Source organism: Tindallia californiensis (genome assembly GCF_900107405.1).
Classification (GTDB): Bacteria; Bacillota; Clostridia; order Peptostreptococcales; family Tindalliaceae; genus Tindallia; species Tindallia californiensis.
In genome coordinates, this window is sequence record NZ_FNPV01000001.1 from 1 (window position 1) to 16,374 (window position 16,374).

Genomic DNA, 16,374 nt, shown 5'->3' on the forward strand with positions numbered 1-16,374 from the left:
GGGCTGGCCGGAGCCACGAGAAGCCGGTGATCTTCCGGCTGAAGTGCAGCGAAGGCCAGACCTGCTCTTGACTTGCTCTTGATTTTGGACCCGAGAGATAGGCCTAGCCGACACTATTTCTTAAATGTTCCTTTGGGGCAAGGTTTCTGGTAGTTGCTTGCAACTATGCACCAAAGATGGCATTTAAGGAAAGCGTAGCGTTAGTTGCGGCGGGTAGGGTTTTGACTTTCGGCGGTCCGGTGATCTTCCGGACGGCCGGATATAAAAAAGTTTCTATTAGCCGAATGGTATTGGCCAATGGTGGATGCATTTCCCACGATTGGCCTTAGTTGTTAAGTAACGATGAGAAAGCAGCGGTGCTTGTGGAGCTTGCGTAACTTGCACGGCTGCCTGGTTAGCCTTGCTACTTATTGTATGCGTTGGGCTGGTGGTGGGTGATCTTCCCACGGCCAGCTTTGGACCACATAGCTTCATTGGCCAGCAGAGCGAGCGAAGGCAGCCTATATCCTGTGGCAGCTGCATGATCCGGAAGGAAAGGACCTGACCTTGAGCCTGACTCGGATCAGGTAGATGCCAACTTATATCCTGTGGGTAAGCGAGCGACTTAAATAGAAGCCATGCGGGAAGGATGGCTTCCTTGTTTTTGATCTTCCGGCCAGATGAATCAGGGAGCCAAGCGACCATGACGGGATCGGCTGTAAGGATGTGCCACAAGGTTTTCTTCTCCCGAAGGGAAGCACTGAAATTGATGGATCTCTATTAAATTTCATTGAAACTTTGGATAAAGTCTGGATGCAACTTGACGCACCTTGTCCCTGATTTGTCCCTATACAAACCTTCGGACATATGGTCCGCAATAAGGTCAACGGCCTTGGCCACTTTCCATCTCAAGTGCACTAGGCAAAACTCCGGTTGTACGCCGTGCTTCTCTCCTGCCACACCCACGGCGATTCCAAGGCGCTGCCTGTTGAGCTTAACAGCAACAGATCTACTCTTTCGATCTACGCAGGGTAGCGGCGCTCTTGGCCGCTTCGCTGCGTTAAAACTTCCTCGCCATCCCGAGCAGCCGGGAGCGGAGGCAGGGGCGTTTACCCTCAGGGTACAGGTGAGCTGTGCGACTTTGCCGCTGCCGGGGATGGGTTCAGTCACGGCGGCCAAACTGGGCGATTGTGGTGGCTAATTCATGTACGCTGTCGGAAAGGTTTTCTATTTTGCCTTCCAACCTAACGAGCAAGTATATAGATAGCACCATCGGAAATCCCACGTTAGCAGCAGCGGTGAAAAGATCTTCTATTTTCGACACCTCCTTTCGTATGAAGGGTTGAAAAAAGGGCAAGCGCTAAACGCTTGCCCTTTCGGTCACTCTACTTATTTGGTTACAATTTATAATAGATGGATAATGTGTTAATAAATTAAAAAACTAACCAGCGTTTTCGACATCAAGATCTTCAACTTCTGTAGTTACCACTCTAGCCGACGCAGGGGCGGTTAACGCTACATTGCCTGGCGCAAAAGCGCCACTGTCGATAATTCCTTGCATACTCGCTGCAACTGTCGTTGCCGTGAGATCTTCTTTAGGATTCGGCAAACTGATTCTTACAGTGCTCCCTTCGGCATTCAAGAAGTTCATTTCAAGTCTTTGGTTCATTACTCTTTCACCTCCTATCTGTTTTTAATTCCATCACCTTTAGTTCGATTGCTCACTAACCTTCAATGATTTCTGCTCTTTCGATTCGGGTTATCGTTTTGATATTTTTGGTCTGCAACTGCATTAAATGATATGCCACTGCAAGAACCGCACTGTCTTCGGCTTCGGCTTTGATTCCACTAAATGTTCTGGTCATATACCGTTCAGCGCCATCGACAATCGAATCGATAAATCGTAGTTGTAACTGACCTACTACTACCGCTCTTTCTGCGTCCATGTGTTTTCACCTCCCTTCACTAATATTAAAATACGAAACTCTGCACTACGTCCCTAGGATCCACATCGTCTTTGTGATCAGCCGGAAGAATGTCAACTTTAATCGAATCATCTTCCGGGAAGTCTGATGTCTCTTCGTCTATACATATAGCCGCTTCTTCTTCTGGCTCTGCGGGTTCTTCAGTGGGAGTTGCATCTGTGTTTTCTTCCAACATTCTGATTCGCTGATCTTCTTCTATTTCACTAAAGGCAAGCTGCATAGTTTTGAGATTGACCAACACTTCCTCGTTAGGCCTAAACTTCCTGAGAGCAATTAAATTAGCATCTGTTAGTTCGATATCACCAAGCGTTATAGTGATAGCTTGTTTCCAGTCAATTCCTATAACTTTGTTGTCTAGGTTGATCTTTTTCACTTTTGCAATTACATTTGTTACGGGCATTGTCTCACCTCCTAACCGTTCCAGCGTGCTGGATTCGGTCTAATATCTACATGGGTAAATCTATTATAAATACCAATGCCATTAAAACCTACTTGGGCCGCCAGCTGAGCAACTTCATCCGGGTGCATCCCTGCGACTCTAACATCAGCCGCCTCACCTGTTAGATGGCGGCTTTGCGCCGCACCTCCCACGGCTGCGTTGTGGCTCTGATTCCGATAACCACTGGTAACGATCATTGGCTGGCCGATAAGATCACGGAGACGCTGTAGTTTCTCGATCAACTCCGCCTTGACCGCTACCTGGTGACTTCCGTCCTTGCACTCAAATTCTCGAAGCAAAAAATTCCTTGATACTCTGATATTATTCATAACTACCACCGCTCCCTCCAACCACTACATATTGTGTTTTTATCAGTTTCTATGATATAAATATACTATATACACCATTAGCAGGCAAGTCGCACAAAACAGAAAACTCCCGCAGCTTCTTCAATAGCCACGGGAGTTTTTTTCATTTTCTCTAATCTAATTCTCTAATCTAATTTCTCAAATTAGATCATTTATTTCCTAACGCTTCCTAAACCAATTTGCAAAAAATGCTTGTTTTTCAGGGCCGGAGGGAGTTTTTCTTAATCGTTCATAATCGTTCATAATGGCTGTATGTCTTTGGTAAGGAAGAGGTTCGGCGGTTCGAATCCGCTCAACAGCTCCATAATTACCAACAGTCCCAGAGGTTTTTGCCTCTGGGACTGTTCTTTTTTGTCAATCAATTTGTCAATCAAAAAAAGAAAAGGCTTATTCTTCATAATGGCCTTGTCTTTTTTGTTTTCGCAAGTTCTCCTCAAAAATCAGTATGGAAAAGGAATCATAGGGATATATATTTCCAGTTCTATCATAATGCTTAACGTTATTACAATGATAAAAAACAAAATCCAAGTTAATACTGCAACATAAGGTTGTTTTTCAATAATCAAGTTAATGCCTGTAATGATCAATATGACAGGCCAGAATTGAAATAGGTATCGAAAGCTGATGATACCAAAATTCCTTAAAAGAAATAGTATACCAGCTCCAATAAGAATAACTCCAGACGTATAATCCCTATTTTTCATATAATCACTTCCTTTGGTTTACAATAATATATACTCCAATAAGGATGAGTGCCAACGGCCAAATATAGCTGAAGTCAATCCAGTGAATTCGCAAAAAGTTTCTAGAAAAAAACAAAGACCCTAACACAACCAGTATGAGACCTATAGCCACATTATTGCTATCACTTCTGTATTCTGTTTGCTTTTCTTTCAATTCGTCATTATTGGATTTTTCATAGTCAGCTCGCTGATCGTCCTGTTTTTTTGTTTCACCCACTTCCTCAATATCCTCTTCTTCTACAACTTCAACAAAGCTGTCATCTTCATATGTTGCTCTATTACTAGGTGTATCAGAAATATCTAAGGGTTTTTCCGGCATAATAATAGCAGCAATGATATAAGCTAATACTCCCGCACCTCCAGCAAAGGTAAAAACTACCCATATCAAACGAATTAACGTCGGATCCACTTCAAAATATTCTGCTACACCACCGCATACCCCAGCCAGTTTTTTATCTTTCCTCGAACGATAAAATCGCTTTTCCATAATGATCTTCTCCTTTAATATACACGTCTCATTATAGTACTACGTCATTCTTCTTATTTTGTTTTAGATGACAATAAAAAATTCAGCCGATATATAGCGACTGAATCCTCTAGGATTTCGTTTTTGCTTAGCTTGTTTATTTTCTAATCAAATACATGATTGCTATATCATCATCAAGCTGACTTTTATTCGTTTTTCTAAACGAAGTCATTAGCTGTTCTAAAAAGTTGTCTGGTTTTTTCAATGCAATTCCATCAAGTAACTCAGCATGCTTTAAGACACTAGTATGACTCTTGCTTTCCTCTGGATTTTTAGGATCTTCAAAGAGACCATCTGTATAATTCAAAATACCTTCTCCAGGCAAAAGTGTTATCGCATGATTATCGTATTTTGTATCACGAAACAAGCCTATCAAATATCCATTAGCCGCTAAAAACTCCCACTCTTCTTTTCTTTTTTTAATTAGCAAAGGATATGGATGTCCTGCATTAGAGTATGTAACCGTATCACCTTCTAATTTCCCAACAAAGACAGAAAAACAAAGATTGGTATTCTCTTCCATCAAATTATAAAATGTTAAGTTGATTTCTTCTAGCACCTCTTTGGGCTTTTCATTGTTAAGTATAGCATGATTAAACACTACCTTAAGCATGGAAGCAACCATCGAGGCCGCGACGCCATGACCAGTAATATCAGCGATCATAAACCAACTATGGTTTTCATTTTCAACATAGTCAAACAAATCTCCACCAAGTTCATCACATGCTAGGTATTTTTGGTACAGTTTAACCTTATTTTGATTTTCTCTATTTCTAAACAAAGCACCTTGAAGTAAGCTCGCTATTTTAAGTTCATTTTTCATTCGTTTATTCATTTCTTTAAGATCTTTCTTCTGTTCATAAAATTTAAGCGCATTACTTGCTTTCAGTGGTATTATCACCTTCATCTGTTCAGGTGTAATTGGTTTAGTGAAGTAGTCCATAGCTCCCATTTCAAGAGTACGCTTTATACTCTCCATATCAGTAACCGCTGAATTAACAATAACCGGAATATCAACATGACTAGGATGTTCTTTCATTTCTTCCAGCACCTCATAGCCATCTTTCCCCGGCATCATTAAGTCTAGTATAACTAAATCAATATCATCTTTTTCCAATACTTCTGTCGCTTGAAAACCATCCTCTGCATCCAAAAAACAAACATTGTCAATGCTATCCTTCAGAACTTTTTTCATTAGTTTTCGGTTCACTAACATATCGTCTACAATTAAAATTCTGTACATATCAATAGTCTCCTTACATCTCCAACCCAATATTGACTTCAATTTTACCAACATCAGTCTCTAAGTCAATAGCAAGTGTCTCCATTGGCGTAATAATCATGTATATCTCTTTACCATAAATAATAGACGGTGGTGTTGGCGTCACTTCACTTATTTCTTCAATTTGTGAAAGGGTTGCAATTGCCGTTCCTGTAATCATATTAGCAAATTCTGACATAGCACTTCTAGCCATTTCATCTAAATCATTCACAGTCATACCCATCATCATTTTGGATGCAATCGATTTAGCTGTTTCTTCAGAAAACGCATAGCTAACATTACCTTTTACGCCTCCTACCAAACCAACTATCGCTATAGTATCCATATCAACATTCATATTCTCTTTTTTTACAATTGTTCCACGTTCAATTTTTTCAAAACCAAATTGTCCCATAATTGTTTTTACCGACTCTAAAAATGGTGTTATATATTTAGCATCCATCAGGCTTCTCCACCCCTTTCGAAAGCTACATTAATCCTTAATTTTCCTTGTTCTGTCATACATTCTACCGTAGATGACTGAATTTTAGGTATTGAAATAATAACATCTTTTCCTGTAAAAACAGCAGGTGAAGCAAGTCTGAGACCCAAAGCCATCTCATTGTTAAGATAAGTTATTGCATCGCCACCAATGATGTTATTTAATTCCGAAACCATCCCCATGTAAGTACTATCTTTAGGATCCTGCAATGTTTCCCCCAGAACTTCTTTAACAATTTTTGACGCAACATTAACTTCCATATCTATTAATAGTCTCCCTTTTACCTTTCCAACAAAAGTTACTAATGTAGTCACTCCATAAGATTTGATGTCTGTTGCTTGCTCCTTAAAATCATCATGTTCCTTTAGTGATACAGAAGCCATTTGCAAAAGCATGTCTTTAGTACTTTTCAAAAAAGGATCTAGTAACCGGTTATCCATATTATTTCCTCCCGCCCTGTTTATTCTTAAATTATCTTTGAGATCGCACTAACGATTTTATAATCATCGAAAGGTTTTTTCAAAAAAACATCTACTCCTAGTTGTTTTGCTTCTTCTTTGATTTCATCGTCGCCCATAGCACTTAGCATAATGATTTTTGCATCCGGATCAAATTCCTTTATAATCTTTACCGCATCCAGTCCTTCCATGACAGGCATTGTAATATCCATAAAGACAATATCTGGGTTAAGCTCTTTATACATATCTACTCCTTCTTTACCATTTTTAGCGTCTCCACAAACTGAATAATTGTTTCTTTCCAGAACTTTCCTTAACAAGTTGTGAATAATAGGTGAATCATCCACGATCAATACATTTTTCATCATTATCGCCTCCTAAATATAAGGTATTTTTGTATCGTTTCATGTTTTCATGTATTAAATACTTTTAATATAAAAGAAATATCATTGGAAGTAAAACGTTTTTGTATTAAACTCGCCTGTTTTTTATGTACGATATAGTGATTTTTACCCACAATGGTAAATGGTGGAGATATTTCAAAGTAAAACTCCGTATCACGTAACAGCGCTTTTGCTCTACCAGCTATTAAATTCATCATTTCTGCTACTCCATCAAACAAATCTTCGTCTGACAATTCATAATACGGGATGCCTGTCATATACGAAACCAGAACCGATGCTGTCGTTCTAGTCATTGTGGCAGTGGCCATACCGTTCTTACCACCAAACAATACCATAGCTCCGCTTATTTCACAAGGCTCTTTATTTGAAGCATCACATGAATCTCCTCGTGATTCACTAAATGAAGCATCTTCTTCCATTTCAAAACCTGTCATAGTGCTCATTACTTCTGAAACAGAAATTGAAAATGCCCGATGATAAGCTTGTTCATGTTCATTCATCGCTATCCCCCTGTCCCAAACATTCCAGTACTTTTTTTATAAGCTCTTCCATTGTAAACGGTTTGACAACATAATGGTCCGCTCCTGCTTTAATCGCTCTAACAATATTTTCTTTCTCGCTTTCCGTGGTAACCATCATAACTGGAATATGTTTATATTTTTCATCTTCTTTTATAAATTCAAGCAACTCCATCCCATTCATACCAGGCATATTCCAGTCTAGAAGTAGTAACCCTATTTCTTCATAGTGATTTTCCAGCACTTTTTTTCCTTCTACGCCATCAGAGGCTTCCAACAGGTCGTAATTTAATACTTCCACCGCCCCTCTAATGATTTTTCTAACAATTGCCGAATCATCTACAGATAGTATTTTCATTTGCTTTTCACTCCTTGACTTGATAGTATATACCTTTATCAACGTGTTTTGCTTCGAAATATTCTTTATAGGCCGGAAATATTTCAGAATTACCTATGAACAAAACACCTTTCTTTTGAAGTGCGTTTGCAAGTTTTTTAGTCATTTCTTTTTTGAAATCCTGCGAAAAGTATATCATGACATATCGACAAAATATCATATCAAATTTTCCAAGAGAATGAAAAGAATTTTGAAGATTAAACTTGCGAAACTTTACATGCTTTTTTATTTCATCTTTTACAGTCCATACACGACCTTCATTAATAAAATATTCTTCTTTAAGCTTTGGATCAAGTCCACGCATAATAGATATTGGGTCATACCTTCCCATTTTAGCTATTTCAAGAACAGGAGCAGAAATGTCCGTACCTACTATTTCAAAATCTTTTAATCCGACATCTTTTACTCTATGTTTTTTTAGATATTGATCAATTGATATTACCGTTGAGTAAGCTTCTTGCCCTGAAGATGCAGCCGCACTCCATATTTTAATCCTCTTCCCCGTATTTCGGATCATCGAGATATATTCTGCCATTAGTTCTTTTTCAAGGATTATCCATGGCGTTTTATCTCTAAACCATAATGTTTCGTTTGTTGTTATTGCATCAATAACCTTCTCCGAGAGCTTAGGATCTTTTCTATCATATAACATTTTATATAATTCTTCGAAGGAATTCAGCTTTGATTCAATCAACAATTTGGTTAACCTGCTTTCAATTAAATATGCTTTTTCATCTCCTATAGAAATTCCGCATTGATCTTCAATATATTTTTGAAACAAAGAAAATTCCCGACTTGATAAAGAAGCAGTCATCTTATCACCTCTCATTTCAGCATATTCACGATGCGTTCCGGAATATCGTTGAGATGTAACACTTCATCCGATAAACCGGCTTCTTCTATGCTCCGAGGCATACCATATACAACACTGCTTTCTTCGCTTTGTGAAATACAATATACCTCACATCGTTTTTTCAACTCTTGTACTCCTCGCATGCCATCATTACCCATCCCAGTAAGAATAACCACTAAGATTTTATACCCATTAAATTCTTTAGCAACCGATTTGAATAGAACATCAGCAGAAGGCCTTACACCATTAACCATAGGTGTCTCTAACAACCTTAGAGTTTTTTTGCCCTTCTCAGAAACCACAATCATATGCGACCCTCCAGCCGCTATAATCACTTCTTTCGAACTTATTTCTTGCTTATCTTCCACTTCAGAGATATTAAGACCACTTTTAGACTTTAGAGAGTTTGCAAGCACTTTAGTGAAGTGTTTTGGCATATGTTGCACTATCAAAACAGGTTTGTTGATTGGTTCCTCAATTTTTTTAAAGATACTTTCCAGTGCCACTGGTCCACCCGTTGAAGAAGCAATAAGAATAATATCTGGCTTTATTCGCTTATTTAAGCTATATGGTATATACGCCTGCTTTCTTTCTGCTTTTTTGATATTATGATTCGTTTTTTTATCAGCATCCATGATAGAGGTTTTTCTTTTATCAATGTTTCCTTTTTCATATTTATGCATGTGGATCTGTGCAAACAATATTTTTAATGTTCTCGTTATTGATTGAATGTTCTTTGTTTGATCGCCACCAGACGGTTTCATTATAAATTCCATAGCACCAAGTTCAAGAGCCTTAACCGTATTTTGAACACTATCCTCCCCATCACTACTGATCATAATCACAGCCATCGCAGGAAACTCTTTCTTTATCTGCTTTAATGCCTCAATCCCATCCATTACAGGCATAAAAACATCTAAAAGCACAACATCAAATGGTTTTTGTTGAAGCCATTCCAAAGCAATCATGCCATTAGGCGCCGTTTTATCCACTACACACAAACCTGTATCTTCAATAGCTTGTGTTAATATTTTTCTGTAAATAATAGTGTCATCAACTACTAATGCTTTTAGTTTCGTCATTTAATCACCTAAATTCCATGTTTTATTGTGTGTCAAACACAACGTCTGTATCTAACATTAACAACAGTTTATTATCAAGTTTAACCACTTCTTTTATATATTCACTCTTTACTTCCTCTACATTCGCAGGTGTTTTTTCACACCAACCATCTTGTATATCAACCACATCACCAGTTCGATCTATTAGAAATCCAATTTGATGAGGCTGATTCGGTAGGGCTTTTAATATGATGCATGCAGATTCATCGTTTTGACTACTCGATTCCAGCTCTAATATGTTGCTTAACCGAAATAGCGTAACTACCTGTCCTCGAAGATTCATTAACCCTACAATATTTGGATCAGAGTCCGGCACTTCACTAAATTCAACTTTGCGGCTTATTTCCTTAACTAGCTTTATATCTAAACCAAACATTTTCTCATTGATAAAAAAAGTTAATGCTTTTCCATTCATTTTACTTCACCTCTTTACTTAAGGCATTTTTCAACGTGTATAAAATAGAAGCTTTATCTAATTTGAACTCATAATAATCAAACCCCGCCTGCATCCCTAACTGTTTGTCTTTATCACTCGTCATAGAAGTCAATGCAATAACCGGTAATTTTGCTAACTTGGCGTTTTTACGGATCGATCTTACCAGGTCAAGGCCATCCATAACTGGCATCTGAATATCACTTAATACAAGATCTACCGGCTTCTCTTTGAGAACTTCAAGGGCTTGTTCTCCATTTTCCGTAAGAAGAACTTTATACCCGGCCCATTCTAAGTAATTCTTTGTAAGCCTCGCAAAAAAAGGAGTGTCTTCTGCAAGTAAGATTGTTTTTTCCCCAGATCTGTTTTTCAAACTTTCGTTTTCATATTCTTCAGGTGATACCATTTCGAACAGTTCATAAATATTAACTAGCAGTACTATTTTATTATTTAATATTGTTGATCCTAACAAACCTCTTCCTTTTATATCTTCTTGATTAAGGTGTATACTAGTCATCATCGTATCATGAATTTTTTCAATAATAATTCCGATAGGATTTTTTACTAGCTTCGGTATAATAACATATAACTTTTCTGGTGAATGGTCTTTTTTTGATACCGGAAGATAGTTTTCTGGCCTGATAACTCTTAATGCATCTCCACGATATTGAATATATTCTTTGTTTCCTATCTGATCAATATTATTTTGGGTGATTTCTTCTACACGAGATACCAGGGATAAATCAATTCCAAAGGTCTCATCTCCTGAGCATTTGAATATCAGCATATTTTGAAGTTCTTTAAGCTCATTTAACTGATCATCTGCCTCAGCCTCGCTTGCTTTAACCTGTTCATCCATAAATCTCAAGCTTGCTTTATTCACTATTCCTTCCGGATCTAAAATCATTGCTGTTTTTCCATCTCCCATAATGGTAACTCCTGAATAACATTGGCAATTTTTGAAATATTTCGGCAACGGCTTTACTAATATTTCTTCCTCATCATAAATAGAATCAACAACAAGGCCAAATCTCTTTGACCCAACTTTAAGCACAAGAATTCTTGTAATACCATCAAATCCTTCATTTATTTCTTTTTCTTTAAGGTTTACAAGGCCTAGCACCTGACCCAGATCTACAATTGGCAATAGCTTTCCTCTTAATCGAAGCACTTGAGCATTATGAACATATTCAATTTTTTTGCTTTGATCACCTTTCTTAAGCCGAACCATTTCCTGCAAATTCACTTGTGGTAAGGCAAACTTAAACTGACTGACCTCTACTATAAGAGAAGGAATAATCGCCAGTGTCAATGGTAATATCATTCTAAAAGTAGTACCTTCTCCTAGCATGGTTTTAATTTCAATGGTTCCGCCAAGTTTTTCAATATTAGTCTTCACTACATCCATTCCAACTCCACGGCCAGATACATCAGTTATTTGTTCAGCTGTTGAAAAACCAGGCATCATAAGCATTTGAAGAACTTCTTGTTCATTCATATTTTTAAGGTCTGCCTCATTGATAAGGCCTTTGTCGATTGCTTTTTTCTTAATTTTTTCAGAATCAATCCCCGCTCCATCGTCAATGATATCAATATGTACATATCCACTTTCGTGATAAGCTTTTAGATCTACCTGACCTACCGTCGATTTGTTAGCTTTTTTTCGTTGATCAGGCGTTTCTAATCCATGATCAACAGCATTTCGTATTAAATGCGTTAGTGGATCACTTAAAGATTCAATGATAGACTTATCGAGTTCAACATGGGATCCTTCAATATTCAGATCTACTTCTTTCCCTAACTTTTTTGATAGGTCTCTAATAACTCGTGGCATTTTATTAAACACATTTCCCACCGGTTGCATTCTTGTTTGCATAATTTTTTCTTGCAACTCAGTAGTAACCCTATCAATATTCTGGAGAATGGCGTCAAGTCCCACAATACTTTTACGATATTCTTCAATATTTCTTAATAGCTGATTTCTCCCCAAAACCATTTCACTAGCAAGGTTAAGAAGGTCATTTAGCAAAGAAACATGAACCCTCACACTATCTTCCACAACGGTTGCTGCAGAAGATTTTTTTAACGCTAACTCTGATACTTCATTAGTCTCATTATTATCTAAAAACACATCAGTTTCATGATCATCGACGATAGCATCCTCTGTATTAATTACAAAAACATCTTCTTTATCACCAGTCATTTCTGAAATGTTTACGGGCTTAGAATTTTCCAGCTTTTCATTGCTTTTAATCTCCTTATTTAACGCTTCTCCAAAATCCAATTCTTCTATCGAGTCACTTTCAATATCAAGTGCTATAGGCAGCAAGTTTTTTTCTAGTACTGTGGTGAACACAAAGGAAAAATAAACATCTGAGTCCATTACAGAATCAATACTCTCTATATCGCTTATATCTGTATAGGAATCAATAATCTCTCCAACAGATTGAATTTTTTTAAAGAAAAGGACTGGACTAATCTCTTTTGCCCCTATATCACGATTTATCCCAATCTTAACTTTATAAAGATAATGACCATGTTTCTTTGCTTGTTCTACTTGCTCTAGTTGAGCTTTGCTAACCTTCGTTACCGGTTCTTGGGTTTTCGCACTCGTTATTATTTCATCTTTTAAAGAAACATCAGAAACATTTGTTCCTTTTAGAATGTTTGTCATACTACTTATCAGATCATCCACATCGTATTGGCCACTGTTAAATACATCATCTACCATTTCTTTCAAGGAGTCATTTCCATTTAAAAGTAGATCTACCATCTCCGCAGTTGGCGTAATTTTATCATTTCTAAGTTCTCCCAAGATGTTTTCCATAATGTGGGCAAGTTCAACTATTTTTTCTAGTCCAAAAAAACCAGCTGTTCCTTTGATACTATGTATTGACCTGAAAACGTTGTTAATGTTCTCCTTATCTCTGCTTCCTTCATCCATTGCTAGAAGTCCATTTTCTACCATTTGCAAGTGTGTCTCAGCTTCTTCGACGAATTCATTTATAAACTCTTCATTATGAATCAATTGTATCACCTCGCTATTTTAGTAAATGAACCTCTATTTAACCGAAAATATCTTATCTAAGCGGATTATTTCAAATAAATTTTTTATTTCTTCGCTTGTTCCTATTACAGAAAATAATTTATTGGATGATTCAAGCGATTTGTAGATTCCTATAATTAAAGTAATACCAGTCGAGTCAATGTATTCTACCTCTGATAAATCTGCAACAGCCTCCTTATATTCTGCTTCTTGCCCTAATTTAATTTGTATCTCTTCTTTTAAATCTTTTACGGTTTTTGCCGTAATATTCTCTTCAAACTTGATGATTATTTTTTCTGTTTCTTTTATAAATTTCATTTTTTACCCTCCCGCTTATACTGTGCAATTACTTTATTTTTTTCAACAACCACATCAAATCCAAGTTTCTCAAGTAACCAAATTCCTCTTCTTCTATTTTCTAAATCATCTCTTTTTGTATCATCAAAATTTTTTTGAAAAAGATCAAATCCATCTCCCTCATCTTGAACTATTAAGGTTATGCATTCTTCTTCACTGGTGGCTGTACAAATAATTTTTTTTTGGGGATCACTAAGATTTCCATGCTCTACAGCATTATTCATTAACTCACGTAGAGCAAAATTGATATTAAAACGCTCTTCTGATGATAAGTTACCATTATGGTCAACCACAAAATCCGTCACAAGAATAGAGTGCTTATCCACTTCACAAAAGTCAGAATAGAATTCTACTCGAAATTCTTTCATGCCGCACCACCTTTATAGTACAAGTTATCTGTATATCTTTTGTATTTTTACTATTTTGTCCAACTCTCTTAAAAAAGCTTCTACTAACGTCGGGTCAAAATGTTTTCCACTCTGGTTTTTAATTTCCTTAATAGTTTCTGAAATTGACCACGCTTTTTTGTAAGGTCTGTCCGAAGTAAGCGCATCAAACACATCACATATGGCAGCAATTCTTCCAACAAGTGGAATCTCCTCTTTTATTAACCCCTTTGGATACCCACTACCATCCCATTTTTCATGATGATTCAAAGCCACTTCTTCAGCCGTTTTTATAAAATCCGATTTTCCACCAACAAGAATTTGCCCACCTATCACCGTATGTTCTTTCATTAACTTCCATTCATCTTCCGTTAATTTTCCAGGTTTTAGTAAAATTCTATCAGGTATTCCTATTTTCCCGATATCATGTAGCGGAACAGTATATCTTAGCTTTTCTTTTTCTATAGTATTCATACCGATCGCATTGCCTATGCATTCCGCGTAAAGTCCTACTCTCAAATCGTGATTCCCAGTTTCGTTATCTCGAAATTCGCCTGCTTTTGCAAGTCGAATGGCTATTTCTAGCTGTGACTCTTTTAATTCTTTCGTTCTTTGCAAAACTTGATTTTCTAAATTATTCTTCTTTTCATATACCTGGTTATACAAAATTCGTGTTTCTAAAATATTGCGAATTCTGTTCAGTGTTTCCGTTTTTTCAAAGGGTTTCCCAAGAAAGTCTCTAGCACCCATTTCAAGTGCCTTGTTCTGATTAGCCATGTCATCGTTAGCCGTCAATACTAATACAGGCAAAAAGCCATCTGCTTCAATTTTCTGTAGCTCTCGCATTATATCAAAACCGTCCATATAGGGCATCATTAAATCCAGTAAAACAATGTCTGGCTGCATTTCAATATAAGTCGCAATCGCATTTCTAGAATCCACAATAGATTTGTAGTTCTTATATCCACCCGATCTCAGCATTTTCTCTACAATATATATATTTGTTTTCAAATCGTCCACAATCAAAATTTTTGCGTTTTTTATTACCTCATCACTTAACATAGCATTCACCTGCTTTAGCAAATTCGATTGATCCTCGATCAGACTTGTGAGTATTTTTACCCAAACAGAAAGTTATTTAACAAATGGGCATGTTTTTTATCAAAGTTTTATTGTTTTCCAATGACCCTTTTGGAATCTAATGGTCATCAAAGTTGCCTCTACCACATATTGTGTCACAGAAATCCACCAAATATAAGTAACTGGAAGTCGAAAAACAAATACGGCTAAAAAGATCAATGGTAAGCGTATGCATAAATTTGTAATAAGCGAAACAGCAAAAGGACCTTTGGTGTCTCCAGCACCTTTTAATGCACCTGAAGTAACCATCGCTATTGCAATTGGTATCTGTTCAAAGGCACCAATCCTCAAGCATGCCGCTGCCACTTCTACAGCATCTGCTTGATTACTAAATAATCGCATTATTTGAAATGGAAATACAAAAAATAAAACCCCTACACATCCCATAAAGATAGCCGCTAGTAAAATAGATCTCCTTGTACTTTTCAATGCCATATCCAGGTTTCCCGCGCCCATGTGTTGTCCTACCATTGTTGCAGCTGCAACAGCAAATCCGTAACCTGGCATAAAAGAGACAGATTCAGCCGCAACCGAAAGAGAATGTGCCGCATACGCTATAGTTCCTAACTGAGCAATCCAAAACGATGAAACTAAGCGACTACCTTCGTTCATAAAAACCTCCATCCCGGCAGGTAAGCTAAGACGAATTAATTTTTTTAGTTTTTCTATTTCAAACAAATGCATTTCTTTTAGTTTTAGCTTAATCTTTCCCTTTTGGCTAAAAAGAAAATAGAATGTCACCATTGCTCCCAGTATTTGCGCTGTCCCTGTTGCTATAGCAGCTCCACGAGAACCCATGGCTGGAAATCCAAACTTACCAAAAATCAAAATATAATCTGCCGCAATATTAAATACATTAGCAAAAACAGCTGAAAGAAAAGGTACAAAAGTATTTCCACTCCCTCTAATAATTGCATTACCAATCATTTGAGGAATCAAAAAAAACACTCCTATTAAAACAATTCGAAGGTACATAGATCCAATTGCTACCACCTGCGGATCTTCCACTAAAAATTGAAAAATCCAATCTGCGCTTAGCATGCCAATAGAGCCAACAAAAATACTAATCAGGATGCCAATACTAATCGCTTGTGACGCTAATCGTGATGCTTCTTTTTCTTCACCAGCACCTATGTGTCTAGCAACCATCGCTGTTGCTCCTGTCCCAAGTGCTCCAAATATCATTGCTGTTGCAAACATCATGTGCGCTCCCAGATTGACAGCTGCAATATCTGCTGCTGTCAATCTGCCAACCATCGCTGTATCAGCTGTCCATACTAAAGTATGCATTAACATTTCTAAAATTGCCGGTCCTGCAAGAATCATAATTTGCATAGTTAGTGGTTTTGTTTTTTTTATCATTTTTGCTTCCTCCATTAAGATATCATGCTATAATAGTGTTAATCTAACTATCTAGTAGTATAGCATAGCTTTATAGAGTTTTTGTATGCATACCTT

Annotated in this window: 21 protein-coding genes; all 21 read right to left on the reverse strand. The window is 37.2% G+C overall.

Translation table 11 applies throughout. The features are described from left to right. Positions 1 to 1,141: 1,141 nt before the first annotated feature. A complete protein-coding gene (locus BLV55_RS14950) occupies positions 1,142 to 1,303 on the reverse strand; it encodes a YvrJ family protein (protein WP_408645559.1) in 162 nt (53 codons plus the stop codon). 117 nt (positions 1,304 to 1,420) lie between these two features. Next, positions 1,421 to 1,648, reverse strand: coding sequence for a DUF2922 domain-containing protein (locus tag BLV55_RS00015; protein WP_093309613.1), 228 nt, complete (start codon positions 1,646 to 1,648; stop codon positions 1,421 to 1,423). Between the two features lie 55 nt (positions 1,649 to 1,703). Next, positions 1,704 to 1,925, reverse strand: a complete 222-nt coding sequence (locus tag BLV55_RS00020) for a DUF1659 domain-containing protein (RefSeq protein WP_093309614.1) — start codon at positions 1,923 to 1,925, stop codon at positions 1,704 to 1,706. Positions 1,926 to 1,950: 25 nt separating this feature from the next. Next, the gene (locus BLV55_RS00025) at positions 1,951 to 2,364 is read right to left on the reverse strand and encodes a hypothetical protein (RefSeq protein ID WP_093309616.1); all 414 of its coding nucleotides are present in this window, start codon (positions 2,362 to 2,364) and stop codon (positions 1,951 to 1,953) included. Between the two features lie 11 nt (positions 2,365 to 2,375). Further along, positions 2,376 to 2,732, reverse strand: coding sequence for a YcbK family protein (locus tag BLV55_RS00030; RefSeq protein ID WP_093310502.1), 357 nt, complete (start codon positions 2,730 to 2,732; stop codon positions 2,376 to 2,378). Positions 2,733 to 3,211: 479 nt separating this feature from the next. Continuing rightward, positions 3,212 to 3,475: a LiaI-LiaF-like domain-containing protein gene (locus tag BLV55_RS00035; RefSeq protein ID WP_093309618.1), complete on the reverse strand. Its 264-nt coding sequence runs from the start codon at positions 3,473 to 3,475 to the stop codon at positions 3,212 to 3,214. Positions 3,476 to 3,479: 4 nt separating this feature from the next. After that, entirely contained in the window at positions 3,480 to 4,001 is a 522-nt protein-coding gene (locus BLV55_RS00040; protein WP_093309621.1) for a PspC domain-containing protein, read from the reverse strand. A gap of 136 nt (positions 4,002 to 4,137) precedes the next feature. Next, entirely contained in the window at positions 4,138 to 5,283 is a 1,146-nt protein-coding gene (locus BLV55_RS00045) for a PP2C family protein-serine/threonine phosphatase (protein ID WP_176968175.1), read from the reverse strand. Positions 5,284 to 5,296: 13 nt separating this feature from the next. Continuing rightward, positions 5,297 to 5,764 carry a chemotaxis protein CheX gene (locus BLV55_RS00050; RefSeq protein ID WP_093309625.1) on the reverse strand — a complete coding sequence of 156 codons (468 nt, stop codon included), beginning with the start codon at positions 5,762 to 5,764 and terminating at the stop codon, positions 5,297 to 5,299. Continuing rightward, the gene (locus BLV55_RS00055) at positions 5,764 to 6,243 is read right to left on the reverse strand and encodes a chemotaxis protein CheX (RefSeq protein WP_093309628.1); all 480 of its coding nucleotides are present in this window, start codon (positions 6,241 to 6,243) and stop codon (positions 5,764 to 5,766) included. The genes BLV55_RS00050 and BLV55_RS00055 overlap by 1 nt, the downstream gene beginning before the upstream one ends. A 26-nt stretch (positions 6,244 to 6,269) precedes the next feature. After that, positions 6,270 to 6,626, reverse strand: a complete 357-nt coding sequence (locus tag BLV55_RS00060) for a response regulator (RefSeq protein WP_093309630.1) — start codon at positions 6,624 to 6,626, stop codon at positions 6,270 to 6,272. A gap of 47 nt (positions 6,627 to 6,673) precedes the next feature. Next, the gene (locus BLV55_RS00065; RefSeq protein ID WP_093309633.1) at positions 6,674 to 7,165 is read right to left on the reverse strand and encodes a chemotaxis protein CheX; all 492 of its coding nucleotides are present in this window, start codon (positions 7,163 to 7,165) and stop codon (positions 6,674 to 6,676) included. Further along, positions 7,158 to 7,541 (reverse strand): response regulator, encoded by a 384-nt coding sequence (locus BLV55_RS00070; RefSeq protein WP_093309635.1) that lies wholly within the window; start codon positions 7,539 to 7,541, stop codon positions 7,158 to 7,160. Before BLV55_RS00070 ends, BLV55_RS00065 begins: the two co-directional genes overlap by 8 nt. A gap of 7 nt (positions 7,542 to 7,548) precedes the next feature. Continuing rightward, positions 7,549 to 8,394: a CheR family methyltransferase gene (locus BLV55_RS00075; RefSeq protein ID WP_176968176.1), complete on the reverse strand. Its 846-nt coding sequence runs from the start codon at positions 8,392 to 8,394 to the stop codon at positions 7,549 to 7,551. 11 nt (positions 8,395 to 8,405) lie between these two features. Next, entirely contained in the window at positions 8,406 to 9,515 is a 1,110-nt protein-coding gene (cheB, locus tag BLV55_RS00080) for a chemotaxis-specific protein-glutamate methyltransferase CheB (protein WP_093309640.1), read from the reverse strand. Positions 9,516 to 9,537: 22 nt separating this feature from the next. Then, positions 9,538 to 9,969, reverse strand: coding sequence for a chemotaxis protein CheW (locus BLV55_RS00085; RefSeq protein WP_093309642.1), 432 nt, complete (start codon positions 9,967 to 9,969; stop codon positions 9,538 to 9,540). A gap of 1 nt (position 9,970) precedes the next feature. Then, positions 9,971 to 13,015 carry a hybrid sensor histidine kinase/response regulator gene (locus BLV55_RS00090; protein ID WP_093309644.1) on the reverse strand — a complete coding sequence of 1,015 codons (3,045 nt, stop codon included), beginning with the start codon at positions 13,013 to 13,015 and terminating at the stop codon, positions 9,971 to 9,973. Between the two features lie 33 nt (positions 13,016 to 13,048). Then, positions 13,049 to 13,351, reverse strand: coding sequence for an STAS domain-containing protein (locus tag BLV55_RS00095; protein WP_093309645.1), 303 nt, complete (start codon positions 13,349 to 13,351; stop codon positions 13,049 to 13,051). Beyond that, positions 13,348 to 13,758 (reverse strand): ATP-binding protein, encoded by a 411-nt coding sequence (locus BLV55_RS00100; RefSeq protein WP_093309647.1) that lies wholly within the window; start codon positions 13,756 to 13,758, stop codon positions 13,348 to 13,350. The genes BLV55_RS00095 and BLV55_RS00100 overlap by 4 nt, the downstream gene beginning before the upstream one ends. Before the next feature lie 24 nt (positions 13,759 to 13,782). Beyond that, a complete protein-coding gene (locus tag BLV55_RS00105; RefSeq protein WP_093309649.1) occupies positions 13,783 to 14,838 on the reverse strand; it encodes an HD domain-containing phosphohydrolase in 1,056 nt (351 codons plus the stop codon). Positions 14,839 to 14,937: 99 nt separating this feature from the next. Next, positions 14,938 to 16,278 (reverse strand): MATE family efflux transporter, encoded by a 1,341-nt coding sequence (locus BLV55_RS00110; protein WP_207645989.1) that lies wholly within the window; start codon positions 16,276 to 16,278, stop codon positions 14,938 to 14,940. Between the last annotated feature and the right edge of the window lie 96 nt (positions 16,279 to 16,374).